The following is a 21245-nucleotide window of genomic DNA, read 5'->3' as shown; positions in this document are numbered from 1 at the left end:
AACGCCGGCCTTCGGGCCGGCTTTCCGTGTCCCGGCTCGAACCTCGTCCGACGCGCCTGATCGGTGGCATAATCGGCACCATGACGATCTTCACCCAGAACACGTTGATCTTCCAGCAGACGAAGAACTTCTCGAAGAACGACTTCGCGATTCTGGATTCCTCCGGGACGCAAATTGCCCACGTGGATACCGGCGGAAGCACGCTGGGGCGCATGTTCGTCGGGGCTCGCGAACTTACTGTCTTCGATGGTCCGGATAATCCGGTGATCGTCGTCAAGGACACGATGACCATGGGCCGCGATCGGTTCGAGATCCTTGACGGCAATGGTTCCCCGCTGGCCAGCTTGGTCAAGAGGATTACCTTCTTCAAGACGAAGGTTTCCATCTCGATGCTGGGAGAAGAGCTCGAGCTGCTGGGCAGCATCTGGGACTTCGACTTCCAGATCACCGGTCCCGGGGGAGTCCTGGGAACCGTGACCCGGGAATGGTCCGGAATGGGCAACGCGTTGATGGGGAAGTCAACCTACGCCGTGCGCCTGGCCGAAAACCTCACAAGGCAGCAACGCCAAGCAGTGATCGGTTCGGTGCTAGCGCTGGATTTGATCCGTGAAAAGCAACAGCGCAATTCCTGACTGAATCGAAATAGTCGCCGGCAGGAATACTTCCTTTTAGCAGGCCAATAACGGTTCTGAGGCGCTGTCGTGTTGCAGTCGGGTAACTTTCGCGTTGATGTCGTGGTGCTTTCGCAAAGCCATTGGCTAGCGTGAGTCCCATGAATGAATCACGCATCGCACAGCTTCGCCGCATCAAGGGCTGGACGCAAGAACGCCTAGCCGCAGAAAGCGGCATTACTGTCAGGACGGTCCAACGGCTCGAAGCCGGAAACGACGCGAGCTTGGAAACCATCTCCCAGGTTGCCAAGGCACTGGATGTGCCGGTTGGAGACCTCTTCACGAGCGTCCAAACCCCAAAGTTCTCTGAGGCCGTGGACGGGCTCGAAGCGCGAACCCAAGCGGATCAAGAACGCCGGGATTCGGTCACCAAGGGGATCCTGCTCGTGTTCCGCGGCGCGGGCATCCTGGTCACTTTCGGCACGGTCATCTTGGCAACCACCGGCAACTTCGGCTGGTACATCTGGTTGCTGATCCCGGTGTACTGGGGCGTCGGGAAGCTCCTGCTTGAAGCCGTCTTCCGGCTGAGCCTCGATCCCAAGCTTGATGCCAAGTACCCGCTATCCAGGGCGAATCGGAAACTACTGAGCTAGGGGCGGGCTCTGAAGCGGGAACCTCGGGCCGCTCATGAGGTTCCCACGGCTCGTTAGAGTGCCTGTTGCCCGTTGATAACCTGCCGTTTACCCCCTGCTGGTCTGATCAATGACTATGAGTTCGATTTCCCCGCAGGTCAAGAATTTCCGTCCGGAGATCCAAGCGCTACGCGCCTTGGCAGTTCTGCTGGTCGTGGCCTATCACCTTGAGCCATCCGTGGTTCCGGGCGGCTATATCGGCGTCGACATTTTCTTCGTCATCTCGGGCTTCTTGATTACCTCGCACCTGCTGCGCGAGGCCGAACGCACCGGCCGGGTCAGCCTCCCGAACTTCTTTGCCGGTCGAGCGCGGAGAATCCTCCCGGCGGCCATGCTGGTGATCCTGGCAGTGGTCGCGGCAAGTTTCCTGATCCTGCCCAAGACCCTGTGGGGCGAGTTGGGCACCCAAGCCATCGCCTCAGCCTTCTCGGTGCAGAACTGGGTGCTCGCCGCCGACTCCGTCGATTACCTGGCCGCGGACCAGGCTCCCGGGCCGTTGCAGCATTTCTGGTCCTTGGGTGTCGAGGAGCAGTTCTACCTGTTCTGGCCGCTGCTGGTTTTGTCCGCCTGCCTGATGGCCAAGCCGGGGCCGGACGCTAGCGGCGCGGATGCTTTCGCTCCGCGGCGCCGCATGCTCTGGATCTTGTTCGGGGCCGCCACACTTTTGTCTTTGGGGTACTCGGCCTTTGCCGGCTACTCAGGCAATAGCGCCGGATACTTCATCACCACCACGCGCATTTGGGAACTTGCCGTCGGTGGACTGCTGGCCTTGGCAGTGCAGGCGCACGCCAACGGCGCCTTGAAGCTCCCAGCCTGGGTCACCAGCTGGCAGGCCAGGAACCTTGCCGTGCTCGCGGCCTTGGCAGCGATCTGCTTCGCTGCTTTCAGCTACGACGCACTGACGGTCTTCCCGGGCATCGCGGCCTCCATCCCGGTTCTTGGCTGCGCCGTGGTGATCGCCGCGGGCAGCACGCGAGGCCCTGGATCCTTGCATCCCTTGGTGAACTGGGCTCCCGTCCAGTGGGTAGGCCTCGCTTCGTATTCGCTGTACCTGTGGCACTGGCCGCTAATCGTGTTCTACATCGAACTGGCGGGCAGCGAGCCCGGGCCGGTGCAGTCGCTGGCGTTGCTGGCAGGTTCCCTGCTGCTGGCCTGGGCCAGCTTGACGTGGGTCGAGACGCCTGCGCGCCACTTCCGCCCGATTGCCAGTTCGCCGGCCCGCTCCCTGCTTGCCGGGGCTGTGATGGTCGGGTTGGCGGCGTCCATCGCGCTCTTGCCAGGTGCCATGCAGCAGCAACTTGTGGCAAAGGAGCAGCGCGAGCTGGGTGCGATGATGCAAGACCCGCCAACCGGTTTCGGCGCGGCCTCCGTCGACCAGGGGGCACCGGCGTTCCTTGCCGGCCACCGGCAGGTAGTCCCGCTGCCCGCGACGGCCGCCGAAGACCAGCCCGATCTGGGGGATTGCGTCCAGGAGCCGAAGTCCACGCAAATCAAGGAGTGCGAATTCGGCAGCGAGGATGCCAGCTACACCGTGGCGCTGGTCGGGGATTCCCACGCCGCCCACTGGTTCGAGGCAGTCAGTGGCTACGCCCAGAGCAAGGGCTGGAAGGTCGTGACCTACCTGAAGAATTCCTGCCCGTTCTCCGACGCCCAGCGCAAGGCGGACCGGGATGGCAGCATCAACTGCGAAGAAGCCATCGACCAGACCATGGATGCGTTGACCTCGCGCGATGACATCAACGCGGTGATCACCGCGAACTGGGGAGGTGCCACGTTCACTACCAATGCGGCACAGGGTCTGGCCACGACGTGGTCCGCGTTGGAAGACGCGGGCCTGCCGGTCTATGCCATTGTCGATACCCCGCGTCCACCGCAGGTTTCCTATGCGCGGGACTGCGTAGAGGAAAACGTGCAGGATCCAGGCAAGTGCTCCTTCCCTGAAGCGGGAGCCTACGAAAAGGGCGATGCCACCAAGCAGGCCGCCGAACTGGAACCGCGCGTCGAGGTGCTCGACTTCAGCGACTACTTCTGTGTGGACGGAACGTGCCCGGCAGTGGTGGGGAATGTCTTGGTCTACCGGGACAAGCACCACATCAGCGATACCTACATGCGCACCTTGGCCCCGATCTTCGGTGAAAGGATCGAGGCTGCCCTGGATTCCAAGTAGCCGGGCATGATCTAGGACACCAAGCCTTATGCAAGTTCGGGTCTCTCGGGTAGGATTGGAAGGTCTGTGCCACTGCATGCCCGAAAGTTGGGTGTCTGGTGCGCAGATAACGCAAGAACCTCCTGTTGCGGAAATACCGCGACCGTTTAGCCCAAAGGAGGTGGGTTCACATGCGTGCTTATGAACTTATGGTCCTCATTGATCCAGAGGTCGATGACCGCACCGTAGAGCCAACCATCGAGAAGTACCTCGAGGTTGTTCGCTCCAACGGTGGCACCATCGAAAAGGTTGATGTCTGGGGTCGTCGCAAGATGGCTTACGAGATCAAGAAGAAGGCAGAAGCCACTTACGTAGTGGTGAACTACACCGCAGAACCAGCCGCTTCCGCTGAGCTTGAGCGCCAGCTGAAGATCAACGAGCTGATCCTGCGCCACAAGGTCACCCGTCCGGAAGAGGCACGCGTTTAATTACGCGCAACCTTCCGTCGTAGGAATTAACGTTCAATCTTTCTAAGGAGAGTCAATGGCAGGCGAGACTGTTATTACCGTTATCGGAAACCTGACTGCCGATCCGGAGCTGCGTTTTACGCCGTCCGGTTCAGCCGTAGCGAACTTCACGATCGCTTCGACTCCTCGCACGTTTGACCGCCAGTCCAATGAGTGGAAGGACGGGGAAGCCCTGTTCTTGCGCGCATCGGTGTGGCGCGAAGCTGCAGAGAACGTTGCCGAGACGCTGACCAAGGGCATGCGCGTCATCGCCCAGGGTCGCCTGCGTTCACGTTCTTACGACACCAAGGAAGGCGAACGTCGCACCGTCATGGAGCTTGAAGTCGATGAAATCGGCCCATCGCTCCGTTTCGCGTCGGCCAAGGTCACCCGTACCCAGCGCTCCGGCGGTGGCAACGGCGGCTTCGGCAACGGTGGTGGAGGCTTCTCCAACGCACCGCAGCAAAGTGCACCAGCGCAGGCTCCGCGTCAGCAGCAGCCGCAGCAGGGTGGCGGATGGAATGCTCCAGCCGCTGACCCATGGAGCACCGGCGGAAACAACGGTGGCGGCTGGGGCAACCCGGGCGCAGACGAACCACCTTTCTAAACAATATTTATTCACCATCCCGCAGATCACTCTGCGGGCTCCAAAGCTAAAGGAGCTCCACGATGGCTAAGGCTGAAATCCGTAAGCCCAAACCAAAGTCCAACCCATTGAAGGCCGCTGACATCACCGTCATCGACTACAAGGACACCGCACTGCTGCGCAAGTTCATCTCCGACCGCGGTAAGATCCGCGCTCGTCGTGTAACTGGCGTTTCCGTCCAGGAACAGCGCAAGATCGCACAGGCAATCAAGAACGCACGTGAAGTTGCCCTGTTGCCTTACTCCGGCGCTGGCCGCGGCTAAGGAAGAGGGATAGCAAAATGGCAAAGATCATTCTGACTCACGAAGTATCCGGTCTCGGTGCTGCTGGCGATATTGTCGAGGTAAAGAACGGCTACGCCCGTAACTACCTGCTGCCACGCGGCTTCGCAATCGTCTGGACCCAGGGCGGTGAGAAGCAGGTGGAGTCGATCAAGGCTGCACGTGCTGCTCGCGCTGTTGCAAACCTTGAGGAAGCTCAGGAACTTGCAGCCAAGCTGAAGTCCCAGCCGGTGAAGATCACCATCAAGGCTGGCTCGAACGGTCGCCTGTTCGGCACCGTCAAGACCACCGACATTGCTGCTGCCGTCGAGGCTGCCGGTCTGGGCAAGATCGACAAGCGCAACATCGAGGTCAACGACCACATCAAGTCGACTGGCAACTACACCGCAACCGTTCGCGTACACGAGGACGTTGTTGCAAACCTGCGCCTGCAGGTTGTAGCTGCTGCCAAGAAGTAAGTCTTCCAGACTCCGCTTCTGATCAAGAGGTGGCGTGCGCTCCGCAAGGAGTGCACGCCACCTCTTGGCGTTAACCCTCCGGGTCCAGCCAAGGTCGAGTCGCATCCGCCGAGTGCCGGGATTAACGCCAGATGGCCGCGATGCTTCGGCATCGCGGCCATCGACCGGGATTCCAGTTTCTCAGTGCGCCATCCGGGATCCGCCAGCTGCATGGTGCATATCCATGGCAGGGGAAATCGCGAGCAGGCCGGAGACGATGCCGACACCACCGCAGATCCACGACATCCATGCGGCGCCGGCGAAATCGGTGAACGATCCCATCCACGGCGAGGCGAACAGCAGCGCGCTGGCGATGGCCAGTGCCCATTCCATGGAAACCAGGCGCGGCATCATGACGCTCCAAACACCGGTGACCACCATGAGCAAGCCGAAGACCAGCATCAGCGTCATCGAGGTGCTGGTTCCGTCTAGCCAGGTGGTTGAAACTGCGGCAACAATACCTGCCGCGACGCCGACCCAGTCTTGCCACCGAGTCCATTTCTTCATTGCTAATACCTCCAACATCCATTGCAGAGGGCTCCTTGGCGGGAGTCGATTTAAATGTAGGTTCGAGGTTGCCGAGGCACAATCCGATTTCGGGAGCATTTTGGTAAAGGCTTGGCCATCATCGCCGCATTTCCCTCTGGCCGCCAGGCAATGCCAGCCTGTATCCGGTCCACCGCGGGTTTGCACATAATTCACCAGATCGCCTTGTGAAAGGCGCGTCTTAAACGTTGGCATTGAATCTCCGGGCTCGTAGCCTCGAAGATGAATGCGTCCTAAGCCAGCATGATCGAGAGAAACGGTGGACCAAATGGGTTTTGCGTATGCCGATCCTGAAGTCTTGACCGAGGCCCAACGCGAAGCTGTGGCTGAGCATCAGCGCCGTGTCCAGGTCGAGTCCCGGCGCCTGTCGTTGCGTGCACTGCGCGAAGAAGCAGAGCTGAGCCAGGTTGAGCTGGCCGGCGCGCTGAAGCTGAGTGTCGACCGCATTGCCCGCATGGAGACCGGCGACCTGGATCGGGTCCAGTTGGCGACCCTGCGCCGCTACGCAGAGGCCATGGGCGCCCGCCTGCAAGTGCGGGCGATCCTCAAGGACATGCACGCCGAAATCGGCTAGCGATCCCAGCTGCCCGCAACAATTGCCGCGCGGCTTTTCCCGGCCGACCGGTCAGCGCAAATTGAGCCCTGCTCGTCGATAAATATGCCACCCGTCGCGCAGAAGCGCCCGGTGAGGTCTGAGTCACTGCGCCAAAGCCGCTACAGTATTCCGGTGAGATGCAGGTTATAGACCTGCATCTCAAGGAAGTTCTAAAGGGGTTATTTTGCACGAACGTATTCACCACCGGGCCTTTGCTGATCGCTTGATGAGCGCCGAGCAGGCTGCCGAGTTCATCAAGCCGGGCATGACCGTAGCCATGAGCGGCTTTACCGGTGCTGGATACCCGAAGGCAGTGCCCGGGGCACTGGCCGCGCAGATGGAGCGCCAGCACGCTGCCGGCAAGGACTTCAAGATCAACGTGCTGACCGGCGCTTCCACCGCCCCTGAACTGGATGGCGTGCTGGCCAAGGCCGAGGGCATGAACCTGCGCCTGCCGTACATGTCCGACCCCGAGCTGCGCCGCCGGATCAACGACGGCAACATGGAATACATGGACATCCACCTGTCCCATGTGGCACAGCACGCCTGGTTCGGCTTCTACGGCAAGATCGACCTGGCCATCGTCGAGGTTGTCGGCGTCACCGCCGAGGGAGCGTTGATCCCTTCCAGCTCGGTAGGCAACAACAAGAACTGGCTGGAAATGGCCGACAAGGTCATTATCGAGGTCAACAGCCAGCAGTCAGCGGCCATGGAAGGCATGCACGACGTCTACTACGGCACCGCGCTCCCACCGCACCGCAAGCCGATCGACCTGAGAACCGTGCGCGACCGCATCGGACAGCAGTACATGGACGTCGACGTGAACAAGATCGTCGCCGTCGTGGAAACCGACGCACCTGACCGCCTGAGCCCCTTCGCGCCAGTGGACGAGACCAGCGAGAAGATCGCGGATCACCTGCTGACCTTCCTTGATTCCGAGATCCGCGCCGGACGCCTTTCCGAGAAGCTGCTGCCTCTGCAGTCGGGCGTGGGCAATATCGCCAACGCCGTGCTGGCCGGCCTGTCCCGCGGCGGCTACAAGGGCCTGACCGCCTACACCGAGGTCATCCAGGACGGCATGCTGGAGCTGATCAAGGACGGCACCATCGAGTTCGCCTCCGCCACCAGCTTCTCGCTGTCCTCGGAGGGCATCGAGGAATTCAACCGCAACGTCGACCACTACCGCAAGCGCATCCTGCTGCGCGCCCAGGAGATCTCCAACCACCCGGAGATCATCCGCCGCCTGGGCTGCATCGCGCTGAACGGCATGATCGAAGCCGACATCTACGGCAACGTGAACTCCACCAACGTGCTCGGCTCGCACGTGATGAACGGCATCGGCGGCTCGGGCGACTTCGCGCGCAACGGCTACCTGTCGGTGTTCATGTCCCCATCCACCGCCAAGGGCGGCAAGATCTCCGGCATCGTTCCGATGGCCTCCCACGTGGATCACACTGAGCACGACACCATGATCCTGATTACCGAGCAGGGCCTGGCCGACCTGCGCGGCCATTCGCCCAAGCAGCGTGCGCAGATCGTCATCGACAATTGCGCCCACCCGGAGTACCGCCCGATGCTGCAGGACTACTTCGACCGTGCCTGCAAGGAGAGCTACGGCAAGCACACCCCGCACCTGCTGGGCGAGGCGCTGTCCTGGCATGAGCGCTTCCGGCAGACCGGAGACATGCGCCCGGCCAACTAGGCTGGACTGGATCAGATGGCGGAGGGCCGGCACCATGGTTCCGGCCCTCCGTCATTTCCATGGGATCCGGCCGCAGGGACGGCTTGGCGGAGATTATCCAGTGGGTGACTGCGGAACGAGCTTGATGCCCAGGATCTGGTCATCCTGCGGGGTCGGGTTGCCGCGGCCGTCGGTATTGCTGGTCAAGACCAGCAGGTCCCCATTCTCGGACAGCAAGGCATCGCGCAGCCTCCCATGCTCTCCCTCCAGCAGTTCTGATTGGCTATCGGGTGAATCCAGGCTGACGCTGCGCAGGAGCGCTCCGCGCAGATTCGCCACGTACAAGGTATCGTCGACAATCGCGATGCCGCTGGGGCTCGCCTCGGACGGCGCCCACTGCGCGATCGGATCAGTGTACTGATCCGTTGTGCCGCCGGATCCCTCGACCAGCGGCCAGCCGTAATTGCCTCCGGCCTCGATGATGTTCAACTCGTCCCAGGTGTTCTGCCCGAACTCGCTGGCATACATGGTCCCGTCCGAGCTCCACGCCATGCCCTGCACATTGCGGTGCCCGTAGCTGTAGACATAGGTTCCTGAGAATGGATTATCGTCCGGGATGCTGCCATCCGGTGCCATGCGCAGTATCTTGCCGCCCAATTGCTGGAGGTCCTGGGCCTGCTGGGGGTCCGCCGCGTCCCCGACGGAGGCATAGAGCATGCCATCGGGCCCGACTGCCAGCCGCCCGCCATTGTGGATGCTCGCCGACGGCAAGGCGGAGAGCAGCGTGCGCGGTGCCGAGAGCGAAAGGCTTCCCGTGGTGCCCTGCACGGTGAACTGCTGGATGCGGTTGCCTGATTCCGTGGTGGAGTAGGCGTACAGCTGATTGGGGGCGAGGAAGGCCAAGCCGAGCAACCCGCCTTCGCCCTGGGCTGCCACGCCATCGACCCGAGCGACTTCCTGATGCTGCCCGGAATCCAGGATTTCCACGATGCGTCCCGAATCCCGTTCGCTGACCAGCAAGCTGCCTTGGGCGTAGACCATTGACCAGGGGGCTTCCAGACCGGTGGCCAGGGGAGTGGGCGTGCTGGCAGGCTGGTCGCTGGCGGTCGGTGCAGCGCACCCATTGAGCAGGAGCATGCCAACCAGCGTCCAAGGAAAGAGGATGCGAGGCATGGTGCTGCTAGCTGTGTGCTGGTTGATGGCGCGTCGGACGATAGGTCAACTCCTGGATCCGGCCGTCCAGCAGCTTGGAATCGACAAGTTCCAGGTCGTAGTCGTCCACCCCGCCAAGTACAGGAGCTGAGCCGCTGTGCCCGGTCAGCACGGGGAAGATGGTCACCTGGATGAAATCGACCAGGCCTGCCGCGAGCAGGGAATGGTTCATGGCGAGAGAACCGTGGGAGCGCAGCGGCACATCCGAGGTTTCCTTCAGCCGCGCGACGACTTCCAGTGCATCAGCGCGCTCCAGTGTGGGGTTGGGCCAGTTCAAAGGCTCTTCCAAGGTGGTGGAGATGACGGTGGCGGGCTTGTCGTGCAAGGCTACGCCCCACGCGTCTTCCACCTCGGGATTCATTTCGATTTCTTCCCAGAAGCGGCTGAAGAGGCGGAAGGTGTTGGCTCCGAAGACTACTCGGCATGCTGGCGTATACAGTTCGAGCCGATGGGCCAGCAGCTGAGGCCCTTGCTTTCCCCAATAGCCGCCCCAATCGCTTCCGGCACTGCCGAAGCCATCAAGGCTGCTGAACACATCGAAGGTATAGGTCGCGCTCATGGCGAACCTCCTGGAGCTCGGGCGTTAGATGCCACCTACCGTACGCAGGTGCTCGCAGAGGGAAAAGCAGTGACGCGGGATTCTCAGGGAACCGTTATGGACCCTGGACCACGGTGACCACGACGGATAGCAGTTGCACAACCAGCAGGCCGAAAGCCAGCGAGATGAGCGCCCATCCAAAGCTCTTCTTCAACGCAGCCACGATGCCTCCCAATAAGCCAAAGGCAGTGGGCAGGAGGAACATCCAGAGTGGTTTTGCCGTCCCCGTGTCTGCCCAGTCAATGAGGGCCAGGGCAGAAGCAAGCGCCAATCCCATCATTACCCAAGTCCATAGCGGACATTTGCCGACGAGTATATTTGCGGAGACCTTCAATTGCGCACCTTCTTCCCGCCTTTGCCACTACTGCATCTGTGCATTGCGGGCGCACTACATGAAATGCACGCTCACTGTGCTGGACATGATGCGCATCTTATGAATCTTCTGCTTGACGTCATTCCTTGGGCAAGTCCACATTCTGGGTACGAAGCTGGCCACGGGAGAGCTGCTTGCCGGTGGCTTCATCGGTGATGATGACCTCCCAGAGCTGCTGGGTGCGTCCTTGGAACAGCGCGGTGGCGACCACCTGGACCCGCGCCCCGGTGGAGGGGCGCAGGAAGTCAGTGGCATTGTGCACTCCAACGGCGAATTGCCCGCGTTCGGCCACCGCATAGCTGGCGCCAACCGACCCTGCACTCTCGATCATCGAGGCGTACACGCCGCCATGGACCACGCCCCACGGAGTGTGGTGGTTCTCGTCCAACTGCGCGTGGGCACGTACTTCAGTGGCAGTGATTTCATCGAATTCCAATCCGATGCTTGCGCTGAATCGGCTGGTCTTGTCAGGAATCCGTGGTGCTGGCTTATCCAATTACTGGTCCTTGAGCTAGTTCGTCGTGCTGTCTTCAAGCGCCTGGGCGCGCAGAACATTCTTCTGCACCTTACCAGTGGAGGTGCGCGGCAGATCCTGCGGGAAGACGATGGTGCGCGGCACCTTGAATCCGGCCAGCTTTTCGCGGGCGAAGCCAATCAGGGTTTCGGCATCCAGGGTGGATCCGCTGGTGCGGATGACATAAGCCACCGGGCGCTCGCCCCATTTCTCGTCGGCGACGCCGATGACTGCAAGGTCCAGCACTTCTGGGTGCGATGCGAGGGCCTGTTCCACCTCGATGGTGGAGATGTTCTCGCCGCCGGAAATGATGATGTCCTTGGCCCGGTCGCGCACCTGGATGTAGCCGTCCGGGTGCATGACGCCGAGGTCGCCGGTGTGGAACCAGCCGCCATGGAAAGCTTGGGCGGTGGCGGCGTCGTCGCGGTAGTAGCCGATCATGACGTTATTGCCGCGCAGCACGATTTCGCCCATGGTCTGCCCGTCCGCCGGGACATCGTCCATGTTCTCGTCGACAATGCGCGCGGACTCGGCGGTGATCATGCCAACGCCCTGGCGGGCGAGCTTCGCTGCCCGGGCCGGCCCATCGAGCTCATCCCACTCATCCTGGTATTCGCACACCGTGTACGGCCCATAGACTTCGGTCAGGCCGTACACGTGGACTACTTCGATGCCCAGATTCTGCAGCTTGGAGATGATGGCCGGGGATGGCGGAGCGCCAGCGGTGGTGATCCGCAATGGCGCATCAAGCTGGTGGGCGCGGGTGGAGTCGGCGATGATGGAGCAAACGGTCGGGGCGCCGCACAGGTGCGTGGTCCCCAGATTCTCGATGGCGTCCCAGACCGCATCCTCGCGCACGCCGCGCAGGCACAGGTGGGTTCCTCCTGCTGCGGTAACGGCCCATGGGGTGCACCATCCATTGCAGTGGAACATCGGCAGGGTCCACAGGTAGCGGGTCTTGGCGGTGAAGCCCTGGTGGTGCGCTTCGCCCAAGGAATTCAGGTAGCTGCCGCGGTGCGAGTAGAGCACGCCCTTCGGCTTGCCGGTGGTGCCTGACGTGTAGTTGAGGGTGATCGGCGCCCGCTCGTCGGCTATGGCATAGGGAAGCTTCTCATCCGAGGCTTCTGCGAGCAGCTCGTCCAAGGTGGCGTCCACTTGCACTTCGGGACGCGGTCCGGAGTACTGGTCATCGGTGATTTCGATGAGCGCCTCCAGCGTCGGGTTCTCCCGGCGCAGGGTCTTCGTATTCTCCAGCAGCTCGGTGTCGGCAAGCATCAGCTTGGTAGCCGAATGATCAATGATGTACTGCAGCTCGTGGGCCGAAAGGCGGGTATTCAGGGCAATGAGGACGCCGCCAGCCAGCGGTACGGCGTAATGCGCCATGAGCATTTCGGGAGTATTCGGTGCCAGCACGGCCACGCGGTCGCCCGGTTCAATGCGCGCCTTCAGCGCCTGGGCAAAGCGGTGCACGCGTGCTTCGAGTTCCGCGTAGGTGTAGCTGCGAGTTCCATGGATGACGGCGGTCTTCTTCGGATAGGCCTCGGTTGTGCGCTCAAGGAAACGCAGCGGGGTCAGTTCTGAATGGTTTGCACGGGTCATGACCATGGGGTGACGTCCTTTGTTCTCTGTTACTGTTCCGCTGCAGCCGGGTTCGCCGGCTCGGAATATGGAGTGGATCACACTGATTCATATCGTGGCATGAAACTGCAGTTCTGTCTACGAAACGAAGTTTCATTTCGTTGAATGGATGCATTGCAGCGCCGAATGCACAGCAGTGGCGCTGGCATGCAGGAAAGGACTGCAAGTCTTCCCCTAGACCAGGATGCATGCCATTCTCTAAGCATGACACCTGTCCGCACTCCTGCTGCCCAGAGCCTGCAAGCTGCGCTCGGCGCCGGTGTGGATCCACTGGGTTACGCCCGGCAATTGCTGCCCTTGCATCGCGCCTGGTCCGAGGGCGCGCGCATCCGGAGCGAGGTGCGTCCGGTCATTGCGCGCTCCTGGAAGCGGGCTCCGGGCCGCGGTGGAGAATCCAGGTTGCTACCGGAGGACGAGCTGGCTGCTCGCCGGCGGGGCAACCAGGAAATGTCGATTCTCGGCCAACTGCTGGGCGACCGGCTCCTGCCCCTGGCAGGGCAGGCAGAAAACCAGCTGGTCATCACCGACGGGGAAGGCTACATCCTCTCGGTGCGCGGCCCGCGCGCCGTGCGCCGGCAAAGTGACGGTATCGGCTTCATTCCTGGAGCGCGCTGGCGGGAGGCGGATGTGGGAACCAATGGCATCGGCACGGTTATGGTCGACCGGATTCCCATTCAGGTCTTCGGCCCGGAGCATGCCCGCGAGGAGCAGCATGCCTGGGTGTGCACCTCGGCGCCGATCGTCAACCCGGCCACCGGCGCCTTGGCGGCCACGGTGACTCTGGCTGGGTCCTTCCGTACCGCGCATCCGCACACCCTCGCGCTGGTTTCCGCGACCGCGCGGGAGGCCGAGGGTGAGCTACTGCGGCTGCACCAGCTGGAGCTGGACGAGCTGCGCAGTGCCGTGGATGGCCCGGGCGGACGCTACGTGCTGGTGGATGGGCATCTTGCCGTGGCCGCCAGCCGAGGATTCGACTGCCCGGCACGCCTCCCTGTGCCTGGGGGGCTGCAGGAGGGCAACGTCTGGGTACGCGGTCTGGGCGCCATGCACGCCGCACCGATCCCCGGGGGATGGTTACTGCGTCCCGTTGCGGAGCGGGTAGTGCTGGAACTGTGCTCCGGCCCGGTGCCTAAGGTGGTGATCAGCGTGGGCTCGGAACGCACCGAAGTGCCCCTGGGGTGGCGGCATTGGCAGATCCTGGAGCTTCTAGCCCGTCGGCACCAGGGTGTCGATGCGGACGGGCTCGCTGAGCTGTGGCCTAGGCCCGTGAGTGCGGTGACGGTGCGCGCCGAGGTGTCACGGCTGCGTGCCAAGCTCGGCGGAATCATCGCCGCGCGCCCATACCGGCTGACCGTGCCGGTGGTCTTCTCCTGCTGACATCACGCAACCTTTTGCAACCCTTTCTTCTTGTGATCCACGTCATAATCTGGATTCCACGCGGCAGGGCACCTGACGCACCAATTAGACGGTTCCAGAAAGAAATGAAGTGATGACGATGGCCGAGAACTCCCCGGAAACCCAGGCACGATCATGGCTGGCGAAGCTGCAGCAGGCGTTGTCGGCCAGTGATTCCGCCGCCGCAGTGCAAATGTTCGGCGAGGAATCCTACTGGCGCGACCTGACCTCGCTGACTTGGAACCTGCATACCGCGGAGGGGCGCGACGGCATCCAGTCCATGCTGCTGGGCATCGATGCCGGGGCCTGGCCGCGCAACCTGCAGGTGACCAGCGCCACGGAAGCCGAGGGCGTCATCGAGGCCTGGTTCACCTTCGAGAACGATGCGGTGCAGGGCAAGGGCCTGTTCCGGTTGCGCGACGGGTTGGGCTGGACAATGCTGTCCACCGCGCAAGGACTGCGCGACTTCCCCGAGCCTTCCGGGGCGCGCCGCGAATTGGGGGCGGACCACGGGGCGGACATGGTCTCGGAGAACTGGCTGGACCGGCGGAAGAAGGCCCAGGAATCCTTGGGAATCACTGAGCAGCCCTATGTCCTGGTCATCGGCGGCGGCCAGGGCGGCATCGGCCTGGGTGCGCGGCTGAAGCGCATGGGCGTGCCCGCGCTGATCATCGACAAGCATCCCAAGCCCGGCGACCAGTGGCGTTCGCGCTACCACTCCCTGGCCCTGCACGACCCGGTCTGGTATGACCACATGCCGTATATCGAGTTCCCCGACCACTGGCCGGTGTTCACCCCGAAGGACAAGATGGGGGACTGGCTGGAGTGCTACACAAAGCTCATGGAGCTGGACTACTGGTCCCTGACTGAGGCGGTGGGCGCACGCAAGGACTCCGAAGGCGAGGGCTGGATCGTCGACGTCATCCGCGAAGGCCAGCCGCTGACCCTGCGCCCCACCCATCTGGTCCTGGCCACCGGCATGTCAGGCATCCCGAACCTGCCGCAGTACCCGGGGCAGGACATCTTCGCCGGCGAGCAGAACCACTCTTCGACCCATCCTGGCGGCGAGGCCTACCGGGGCAAGAACGTGGTGGTGATCGGGTCGAACAATTCAGCTCACGACATCTGCGCCGACCTGGTGAACAACAGAGCGAAGCCGGTCATGGTGCAGCGCTCCAGCACCCATATCGTGCGTTCCGAATCGCTGATGAAGACCGTGCTCGGCCCGCTGTACTCGGAGGAGGCGCTGGCCAACGGGATCGACCACAATACCGCGGACTTGATCTTCGCCTCGATCCCGTACAAGGTTCTGCCCGAGTTCCACAAGCCGGCCTTCGCCCAGATCCGCGAGGATGACGCTCAGTTCTACCAGTCGCTGACCGATGCCGGGTTCGATCTGGACTTCGGGGACGACGACTCGGGCCTGTTCCTGAAGTACCTGCGCCGCGGTTCGGGCTACTACATCAACATCGGCGCCTCGGAGCTGGTGGCCGATGGTTCCATCGCCCTTGCCAAGGGAGAAGTCTCGCACCTGACCGAGCATTCCGTGGTACTGGCCGACGGCACCGAGCTGCCCGCCGATGCGGTGGTCTACGCGACCGGTTACGGCTCCATGAATGGCTGGGCCGCGCAGCTGATATCCCAGGAGGTCGCCGACGAGGTGGGCAAGTGCTGGGGACTGGGGTCGGGCACCACCAAGGATCCCGGACCGTGGGAGGGGGAGCTGCGCAACATGTGGAAGCCGACCAGGGTCAAGAACCTGTGGTTCCACGGCGGCAACCTGCACCAGTCGCGCCACTACTCCAAGTACCTCGGGCTGCAGCTCAAGGCCCGCTACGAGGGGCTGGACACCCCGGTGTACGCACTCGCCGAAAGCTTCCACCGGCTCTGAAGCGCGGAAGTACCTGGGGTTTCCCGGCCCTCCTGGACCGTGATTGGTCCGGGCGGGCCGAGGCTCGTTGCCAACCGGCAGAACAGGTACTGGGGGCCGAACCGGGCAGGGATTCCGTTGCAAGCCGGTTCCTCAGCATTAAGGCGAACAGGACATGATGTGTGGCGAACAAATGAACGATTGCGACCAGAAATGACCGCAGTTCACCGAATGAATACCGGAGTATTTCGATTTAAGAAGTGAATTGTTTGACGCTGCTTCGTAATCACCCATATTGTTTTAAGCAGAATCAAGAGCATCAGCTATAAGCCCTGGCTTGCTGATCGGCAACCCTCTCAACGGTAGTGGGGTGCTCCAGGTGAGGATTCGGTTCCACGCAAAAACGTGCTGGAACAAGTACCGCACACGGCGCGGAACTCCAACTCTGGCGGCTTCGAGAAGCAAGAAGCTCCGGCGTGCGGACTACTGCGCGGTGGGCAAGACCCGAAGGAATCGAGCCATGTCATTGAATCTTGAACTTGACCCGTTGACCCTGCGCAAGGTTTTCGCTCAGCATCCGTCAGGCGTAGCCGCCCTCTGTGCAGAACTGGATGGCGAGAAGACCGGCATTGTGGCTTCGTCATTTACCGTGGGTGTTTCCCTCGAGCCAGCACTGGTGATGTTCGCCGTGCAGAAATCATCGAATACGTGGCCAAAACTGCGCAACGCTGGCCGCATCGGCGTTTCGGTGCTCAGCGAACGCAATGAAGGAGTGTGTGCTCAGATCGCGTCGAAGAACGGCGACCGATTCCGCGGGATCGACACCTATTCCTCGGAGCAGGGCGCACTGTTCATTAACGAGTCCACGCTGTGGCTGGAAACCTCGATTTACAACGAGGTCGAAGCGGGGGATCACTGGGTGATCTTGATGGAAGTCCACGGGCACCGCATCTCGAAGCACTCACCGCAGATCTTCCACGATTCGCGCTTCCATTCACTGCCGGTTCCCGAGCTCGTCTAAGCCCTTCTGAACTTCCAAAGCTTCGGCCAGATCAACGTATTGATCTGGCCGAAGCTTTTTTGATTTCGAGGCCTGCGGAATCACTTTATCCTTGCGCCAATCTGAAAACTAGGCGCGATGCCTCTTGATCTCCGGGCGCACCGGCAGCAACCCTGGACTACATGCAGCCCATGCACTGCGGGCAAGTTCGACGTGTAATCGCACTTCCACTGCAGCTGATTGCGGAGGGAAATCGGCGGCAGTGCGCCAAGAGCCCAGTTACGGCTTCAAATTCACGCAACGCCACGTCGGCGACATCAAGTTATCCACGGCCCTGAGCGGTGAAATTCTTGTCGGTTGTGAACTACTTCGGGCTCGGAGCCCTGATAGCGAACATTAATCCGTGGTGACTAAGGGTTTTGCAAAATTAACAGTATCCACAGTGTTATCCACAAAACTGTGGATGAAGTGTGGGGAAATGTGAACAAAGGAGCAAAAACCCCGGAAACTGGGCGATTGTGGGTGTTGATAACCTTGATGTGGTTGGCGTGACCTTCAATGAATTAACTTTCTTTCCACAAGTGTGAAAATGCAAACAGCCTAGTCAATAGGTGTTACCGGTGTGTAGAGTGGGGTAATCCACAGGGTTCTCCCCAGACTGTGAACAGGGGAGTCCACAGGTAGGGGTGTGTTATCCACATATTCTGTGGATAATGAAGTTTACGCCTGTTAATAACAGCCCTAGTGTTGGCTTCGGGAGAGAAATATCCACAGGCGCTTTACAGCTAAAAGTCCGTATCGACTGACATGATGAAGCGTTGCCATGAGGGCAAGGAGAATTTTCCCAGCGGGTCAATAGGGGATGGAAGTGTCTGCAATGAGTGCTGAGCCGGTTTACGAAGGACGGGAATCCGACGCAGGGCGCAAGCCGCCACAGGATATCGAGGCCGAAATGTCGGTGCTCGGCGGCATGATGCTTTCCAAGGATGCGATTGCCGACGTCGTTGAATCCATCCGCGGCACCGACTTCTACCGTCCCTCCCACGAATCCATCTACGAGGCAATCGTTGACCTCTACGGCCGCGGCGAGCCAGCCGATGCGGTCACCGTAGCCGACTTGCTGACCAAGCGCGGCGAAATCTCGCGCGTGGGTGGCGCTGCCTACCTGCACAACCTCATCCAGCAGGTTCCCACTGCGGCGAATGCCGGGTACTACGCAGAAATCGTGCGCGAACGCGCAGTGCTGCGCCGGCTGGTTGACGCCGGTACGCGCATCGTCCAGATGGGCTACTCGCCGGATGGCGAGGTCGACGCAATCGTCAACGAAGCCCAGGCCGAGGTGTACAAGGTTGCCGAGAACCGCAGCAGCGAGGACTACGTGCGCCTCTCGGACATCATCGAAGACACGGTCGACGAGATCGAGAACGCGGCCAACGCGGGCGACGGCATCACCGGTGTGCCCACCGGCTTCTACGAATTCGACGAGCTGACCCAGGGCCTGAAGGGCGGCCAGATGATCATCATCGCTGCCCGTCCCGCCGTCGGCAAGTCGACCTTCGCGCTGGACTTCGCCCGTTCGGCTGCCATCAAGCACAACATGGCCACCGTGTTCTTCTCCCTGGAAATGGGCCGCAACGAAATTGCGATGCGCCTGCTCTCGGCCGAGGCGTCTATCCAGCTGCAGGACCTGCGCAAGGGCTCGGTGGAAGATGCGCAGTGGACCAAGATCGCCACGACCATGGGCCGGCTCAACGAAGCCCCGCTGTTCATCGACGATTCGCCGAACATGTCCATGATGGAAATCCGCGCCAAGTGCCGCCGGCTGAAGCAGCGCAACGAGCTGCGCATGATCATTCTCGACTACCTGCAGCTGATGAGCTCGGGCAAGCGCGTGGAATCGCGCCAGCAGGAAGTCTCGGAGTTCTCGCGTAACCTCAAGCTACTGGCCAAGGAGCTCGACGTGCCGCTGATCGCGCTGTCGCAGCTGAACCGTGGTTCGGAGCAGCGCACCGACAAGCGGCCCATGGTCTCGGACCTGCGTGAATCGGGTTCGATCGAGCAGGACGCCGACATGGTCATCCTGCTGCACCGCGACGACGTGTACGACAAGGAAAACCGTCCGGGCGAGGCCGACGTGATCATCGCGAAGCACCGTGCAGGTCCGACCAAGACCATCACCGTGGCCTTCCAGGGCCACTATTCGCGTTTCAATAACATGTCCAACGAGGGTTAGTCCCAGTCAGAACTCATATGGCACCTACTAACCCGGCTCATTGCTGGCTATAGTGGGTGCCATGTTCGCTTCGTTGCAGGCTTTGCTTTGGGGCACCGTGGCCGGGTCCGCCCTGCTGCTGGGGTCCGGTGCTGCCTGGTGGCTGAAGATCCCCAAGGTCTGGGTCAGCGCCATCATGGCCTTCGGCGCCGGGGTCCTGATCAGCGCCCTGGCCTTCGAGCTGGTGCTCGAAGCCTATGGCACCGGTGGCCTTGGTGCGACGCTGGGCGGTGTCATTGTGGGCGCTGCCTTGTATTTCGGTGCGAACCGGCTGCTGGACTGGCGGACCGGAAAGAGGCAGGCGCAGCGCGCAGGCGAGCAGGATTCGTCCGGATCCGCGCTCGCGGTCGGCGCGCTCATCGACGGCATTCCAGAATCCGTGGCCCTGGGACTGACCGTTGTTGCCAGCGCAAGCATTAATCCGGCAATGCTGATCGCCATTTTCATCTCCAATGTCCCCGAGGGCCTGGCGAGCACCGCCCAGATGAAAGCGTCCGGGAAGAAGGGATCCTCGATCGCGTTGCTCTGGGGCGCCATCGCCATTTCCTGCGGCATCGCGGCCTTCCTCGGAGCCCTGCTGCTGGAATCCATGCCCGGCGAGGTGCTGGCTTTCGCCACCGCCGTCGCTGCCGGAGGCATCTTGACGATGATCGCCGACACCATGGTTCCCGAAGCCTACAAGGTGGAGCACGACTACACCGGATTGCTGGTGACCTTGGGCTTCCTCGCGGCGTTCAGCCTGCACGTGATCGGCGGCTAGGCGAAACCTGAGATCATGGTTGCATGCCCCTGAACCGCAGCAGCCAATCAACCGAGCGTGCCGAGTCCACCATCTATGCTCCGCAGTATCTTGCCACCACCCTTGGCATGTTCGTGCTCGTCTTCCTGGTCGCCTTCGAATCCATGGCCGTGACGACGGTGATGCCGCTGGTCAGCGAGCTGCTGGACGGTGAACGCTACTTCGCGCTGGCCTTTGCCGCACCGATCGCCAGCGGCATGCTGGGGATGGTGGCCGCCGGAGAAGTCACCGACCGGTGGGGGCCGAAGCACCCGCTGTTCATCGCCGTTGCCGTATTCTGCGTTGGGCTGCTGATCTGCGGTTCGGCCGAGAACATGCAGACGCTGATTGCCGGGCGCGTCTTGCAGGGAATCGGCGGTGGCGCGATCACCGTCGCCATCTACGTGCTCATTGCCCGGGCGTACCCTGGGCACCTGCACTCGAAGATCTTCGCCCTGTTCGCTACCGCCTGGGTGATCCCGGCGATGATCGGCCCCTGGATGGCAGGCCTGATCGCGGTGCACCTCGGCTGGCGTTGGGTGTTCTCCGGCGTGGCGGTGCTGGTGGTTCTCGCGTTTTGCGGGGTCGTGCCGGCGCTGAAATCGCTGAGCTCGACGCGCAATCCTGACCTGGGGCCGATTTCCGCCAAGCGGCTGGTGCTGGCCGGCCTGACCGGGATGGCAGTTATCTGCATGAACCTGCTCGGAAATGCGCAGGGCCGCTGGTCCCTGCTCGGTCTGGTCCTGGCGCTGGCGGTAGCCCTGGCCGCGGTTCGCCCGCTGCTGCCCAAGGGCACATTCAGCTTGGCCCGGGGACTGCCGTCCACCATCATGACCCGCATCTTCGTGGCCGGTGCCTTCTTCGGCGTGGAAGTCTACCTGCCCTACCTGCTGCGCGAGGATTACCACTTGGGCCCCGACCGGGCCGGCCTGATCCTGACGGCTTCGGCACTGTGCTGGTCGGTGGGCTCATGGCTGCAGGGAAAGCTGGGGGAGAAGGTGGAATCCTCCACCTGCATCACCGTGGGTGCCATTGCCGGCTGCATAGCGATTTCAACTGCATTGGCTACCGCGGTCTTCCATCCGCCGGTGCTCGTGCTGGTCTGCGGATGGGCTGTGGGCGGCTTCGGCATGGGCATGATCTTCCCGAGGCAAAACGTGAACATGCTGGCCCTGTCCGCCAAGGACGAGCAGGGATTCAACTCATCGGCAATGACCGTGGCCGACTCCCTGGGCAATGCCGGGGTCACCGCCATCGGTGGGGTCATCTTCGCAATGGCCGCCACCGGCATGGGGTTCATCTCGGTATTCAGCTTCAGCCTCTTGCTGGTGCTCGTCCTGATCGCGATCTCGCCGCGCACCAAAGCTGTTGCGCGGCCGGCAGCCTGACTACGC

At 61.9% G+C, this 21245-nt stretch carries 21 protein-coding genes and 1 riboswitch; of the genes, 15 read left to right on the top strand and 6 right to left on the bottom strand.

Annotated features, from left to right (window positions below; genetic code table 11):
* Positions 1-80 precede the first annotated feature (80 nt).
* The 7 genes from ACR9WD_RS16325 to rplI all read left to right on the top strand — a co-directional run bounded on the left by ACR9WD_RS16325 (position 81) and on the right by rplI (position 5340).
* The gene (locus ACR9WD_RS16325; protein WP_073707273.1) at positions 81-632 is read left to right on the top strand and encodes an LURP-one-related/scramblase family protein; all 552 of its coding nucleotides are present in this window, start codon (positions 81-83) and stop codon (positions 630-632) included.
* Positions 633-772: 140 nt separating this feature from the next.
* Positions 773-1264: a helix-turn-helix domain-containing protein gene (locus ACR9WD_RS16320; RefSeq protein ID WP_434922444.1), complete on the top strand. Its 492-nt coding sequence runs from the start codon at positions 773-775 to the stop codon at positions 1262-1264.
* Between the two features lie 109 nt (positions 1265-1373).
* Entirely contained in the window at positions 1374-3470 is a 2097-nt protein-coding gene (locus ACR9WD_RS16315) for an acyltransferase family protein (RefSeq protein WP_223308841.1), read from the top strand.
* 170 nt (positions 3471-3640) lie between these two features.
* Positions 3641-3937 carry a 30S ribosomal protein S6 gene (rpsF, locus tag ACR9WD_RS16310; RefSeq protein WP_038992775.1) on the top strand — a complete coding sequence of 99 codons (297 nt, stop codon included), beginning with the start codon at positions 3641-3643 and terminating at the stop codon, positions 3935-3937.
* Between the two features lie 55 nt (positions 3938-3992).
* Entirely contained in the window at positions 3993-4562 is a 570-nt protein-coding gene (locus tag ACR9WD_RS16305) for a single-stranded DNA-binding protein (protein ID WP_013350684.1), read from the top strand.
* A gap of 62 nt (positions 4563-4624) precedes the next feature.
* Positions 4625-4864, top strand: a complete 240-nt coding sequence (rpsR, locus tag ACR9WD_RS16300) for a 30S ribosomal protein S18 (RefSeq protein ID WP_013350683.1) — start codon at positions 4625-4627, stop codon at positions 4862-4864.
* A gap of 17 nt (positions 4865-4881) precedes the next feature.
* Positions 4882-5340, top strand: coding sequence for a 50S ribosomal protein L9 (rplI, locus tag ACR9WD_RS16295; RefSeq protein ID WP_038992777.1), 459 nt, complete (start codon positions 4882-4884; stop codon positions 5338-5340).
* 180 nt (positions 5341-5520) lie between these two features.
* Here the strand turns inward: rplI and ACR9WD_RS16290 are convergent, their stop codons facing one another.
* Positions 5521-5886: an SPW repeat domain-containing protein gene (locus ACR9WD_RS16290; RefSeq protein ID WP_038992779.1), complete on the bottom strand. Its 366-nt coding sequence runs from the start codon at positions 5884-5886 to the stop codon at positions 5521-5523.
* 307 nt (positions 5887-6193) lie between these two features.
* Between ACR9WD_RS16290 and ACR9WD_RS16285 the strand changes: the two genes are divergently transcribed.
* Positions 6194-6499, top strand: coding sequence for a helix-turn-helix domain-containing protein (locus ACR9WD_RS16285; protein WP_052253946.1), 306 nt, complete (start codon positions 6194-6196; stop codon positions 6497-6499).
* A gap of 205 nt (positions 6500-6704) precedes the next feature.
* On the top strand, positions 6705-8222 hold the full coding sequence (locus ACR9WD_RS16280; RefSeq protein WP_434922443.1) for an acetyl-CoA hydrolase/transferase family protein: 1518 nt from the start codon (positions 6705-6707) through the stop codon (positions 8220-8222).
* A gap of 93 nt (positions 8223-8315) precedes the next feature.
* On the opposite strand, the gene ACR9WD_RS16275 is transcribed toward ACR9WD_RS16280, so the two are convergent.
* From ACR9WD_RS16275 to ACR9WD_RS16255, 5 genes are all read right to left on the bottom strand, one after another.
* Entirely contained in the window at positions 8316-9374 is a 1059-nt protein-coding gene (locus ACR9WD_RS16275) for a PQQ-dependent sugar dehydrogenase (RefSeq protein WP_434922442.1), read from the bottom strand.
* 7 nt (positions 9375-9381) lie between these two features.
* Positions 9382-9972: a dihydrofolate reductase family protein gene (locus ACR9WD_RS16270; RefSeq protein WP_073707162.1), complete on the bottom strand. Its 591-nt coding sequence runs from the start codon at positions 9970-9972 to the stop codon at positions 9382-9384.
* 94 nt (positions 9973-10066) lie between these two features.
* The gene (locus ACR9WD_RS16265) at positions 10067-10291 is read right to left on the bottom strand and encodes a hypothetical protein (RefSeq protein WP_233125344.1); all 225 of its coding nucleotides are present in this window, start codon (positions 10289-10291) and stop codon (positions 10067-10069) included.
* Between the two features lie 172 nt (positions 10292-10463).
* The gene (locus ACR9WD_RS16260) at positions 10464-10880 is read right to left on the bottom strand and encodes a PaaI family thioesterase (RefSeq protein ID WP_121867704.1); all 417 of its coding nucleotides are present in this window, start codon (positions 10878-10880) and stop codon (positions 10464-10466) included.
* A 15-nt stretch (positions 10881-10895) separates the two neighbouring features.
* Entirely contained in the window at positions 10896-12503 is a 1608-nt protein-coding gene (locus ACR9WD_RS16255; RefSeq protein ID WP_038992786.1) for an AMP-binding protein, read from the bottom strand.
* Between the two features lie 237 nt (positions 12504-12740).
* Between ACR9WD_RS16255 and ACR9WD_RS16250 the strand changes: the two genes are divergently transcribed.
* The 6 genes from ACR9WD_RS16250 (at position 12741) to ACR9WD_RS16225 (ending at position 21239) form a co-directional block, all read left to right on the top strand.
* A complete protein-coding gene (locus tag ACR9WD_RS16250; RefSeq protein ID WP_223308840.1) occupies positions 12741-13913 on the top strand; it encodes a helix-turn-helix domain-containing protein in 1173 nt (390 codons plus the stop codon).
* Positions 13914-14025: 112 nt separating this feature from the next.
* Entirely contained in the window at positions 14026-15822 is a 1797-nt protein-coding gene (locus ACR9WD_RS16245; RefSeq protein WP_396264220.1) for an NAD(P)-binding domain-containing protein, read from the top strand.
* 287 nt (positions 15823-16109) lie between these two features.
* A riboswitch (SAM riboswitch) is annotated at positions 16110-16227 on the top strand.
* A gap of 94 nt (positions 16228-16321) precedes the next feature.
* A complete protein-coding gene (locus ACR9WD_RS16240) occupies positions 16322-16822 on the top strand; it encodes a flavin reductase family protein (protein WP_073707159.1) in 501 nt (166 codons plus the stop codon).
* An 856-nt stretch (positions 16823-17678) separates the two neighbouring features.
* Complete coding sequence (gene dnaB / locus ACR9WD_RS16235; RefSeq protein WP_038992790.1) at positions 17679-19034, top strand: replicative DNA helicase; 1356 nt, start codon at positions 17679-17681, stop codon at positions 19032-19034.
* A gap of 61 nt (positions 19035-19095) precedes the next feature.
* Positions 19096-19833, top strand: coding sequence for a ZIP family metal transporter (locus tag ACR9WD_RS16230; RefSeq protein WP_190264332.1), 738 nt, complete (start codon positions 19096-19098; stop codon positions 19831-19833).
* A 23-nt stretch (positions 19834-19856) separates the two neighbouring features.
* Positions 19857-21239, top strand: a complete 1383-nt coding sequence (locus ACR9WD_RS16225; protein WP_149597607.1) for an MFS transporter — start codon at positions 19857-19859, stop codon at positions 21237-21239.
* Positions 21240-21245: the final 6 nt, after the last annotated feature.

The organism is Glutamicibacter sp. PAEs-4 (assembly GCF_051161755.1).
In the GTDB taxonomy this organism is placed as follows: Bacteria; Actinomycetota; Actinomycetes; order Actinomycetales; family Micrococcaceae; genus Glutamicibacter; species Glutamicibacter nicotianae.
The sequence above is the reverse complement of the archived record's forward strand: the minus strand, read 5'-3'. Positions and strand labels throughout refer to the sequence as shown.